This window comes from Pseudomonas sp. SDO5591_S426, from assembly GCF_054070755.1.
The window spans coordinates 1-1,419 of sequence record NZ_JBSVXD010000400.1 but is presented as its reverse complement, the minus strand read 5'-3'; the positions used below and the strand labels follow the sequence as shown (position 1 = coordinate 1,419).

2 protein-coding genes are annotated in these 1,419 nt (G+C 59.4%); one reads left to right on the top strand and one right to left on the bottom strand.

Annotated elements, in window-relative coordinates; all coding sequences use genetic code 11:
- Nucleotides 1-472: 472 nt before the first annotated feature.
- Nucleotides 473-913 carry a hypothetical protein gene (locus ACW9JC_RS30285; RefSeq protein ID WP_457459660.1) on the bottom strand — a complete coding sequence of 147 codons (441 nt, stop codon included), beginning with the start codon at nucleotides 911-913 and terminating at the stop codon, nucleotides 473-475.
- Here ACW9JC_RS30285 and trmL point away from each other — a divergent pair.
- On the top strand, nucleotides 912-1,367 hold the full coding sequence (trmL, locus tag ACW9JC_RS30280) for a tRNA (uridine(34)/cytosine(34)/5-carboxymethylaminomethyluridine(34)-2'-O)-methyltransferase TrmL (RefSeq protein WP_457459658.1): 456 nt from the start codon (nucleotides 912-914) through the stop codon (nucleotides 1,365-1,367). The two genes, ACW9JC_RS30285 and trmL, sit on opposite strands and share 2 nt — an antisense overlap.
- Nucleotides 1,368-1,419: the final 52 nt, after the last annotated feature.

Genomic DNA, 1,419 nt, shown 5'->3' with positions numbered 1-1,419 from the left:
CGCATAACCTCGTCGGAGCTGCCGAAGGCTGCGATCTTTTTTTGCCGAAAATCACATTCCATGCACCGACTGAATGCACCGTGAACCGCAATCGCGCACGGCAACTGATCTGAAATCCCGCCTGAGTTCGCAATCGAACCCTTACCGAAAAAACTCGAAAGCCCCGGATTACGGGGCTTTCGACGTATTTACGCGCCTTTCTGTTTCAACTTGTTAAAAACTGGCACGCCCCCTGCAACAGTCTCATCAGTGATTCAGTTCATTACCCAGTTTCGGGGACCTTGGTACAGGCAGGCCGGGGATTCCCCTCTTTACACCGGGCTCACACCGCACAAAGCGACGAGCCCACCCAGTTTTGGGGTCCTTGGTACAGGCAGGCCGGGGATTCCCTCTTTACACCGGGTTCACGACGCAATGCGCGAACCCTCCCGTTTTGGGGACCTTGGTACAGGCAGGCCGGGGATTCCCTCTTTTATTGCTCCCGGAGATGGATCTCCAGCCGCCAGCGGTCATCGACCTCGCTACCGGTCCACTCGCCCTGCAGCGGCCGGGCCGCTACCACCGTCAGCAACAAACCCTCATCACTCGAACGCACCCGCCAGTTCACGCCTTTGTCGTTGAGCTTGAGCTGGCCTTGCTGCGCCTTGCCCTCAGCCTCGAACAGCAACGCGACGCTACCGTCGACGATCTCGCCGTGGATCTTGGGTTCGTTGTTGAACCACACCACCAGGCCGTCGTTCGTCACCTCGACTTGTTGCAACTCAGTCGGGTCGGGAGTGGTCAGGCGACCGATCATCAGCCCCAGCATCACCCCGACAATGGCCAGCGACATCATCACGCGCGGGAATAGTTTCGAACGAGAGTCAGCTTGCGGCGTAGAATGCCGCTCATCTTTACCTTCGGAGCCGTGCATGTTTCACGTCATCCTTTTCCAACCAGAAATTCCGCCGAATACCGGCAACGTTATCAGGCTGTGCGCCAACAGTGGCTGCCACCTGCATTTGATCGAACCGCTAGGCTTCGAGATGGACGACAAGCGCCTGCGCCGGGCCGGCCTCGATTACCACGAGTATGCCACTCTGCAGCGCCACGCGGACTTGGCCAGTTGCCTGGAAAGCCTCGGTCACCCACGGGTGTTCGCCTTCACCACCAAGGGCTCACGGCCGTTCCACGACGCGAGTTTCGTGGAGGGTGATGCCTTCCTGTTCGGCCCGGAGAGCCGTGGCCTGCCAGCCGAAGTGCTCGATGCCCTTCCCAGCGACCAACGCCTGCGCCTGCCGATGCGCGAGGGCTGTCGCAGCCTGAATCTGTCGAACACCGTGGCGGTGGCCGTGTACGAGGCCTGGCGTCAGAACGGCTTCAAGTAACACTGCCTACCCTGTAGGAGCTGCCGAAGGCTGCGATCTTTTGATTTTGATT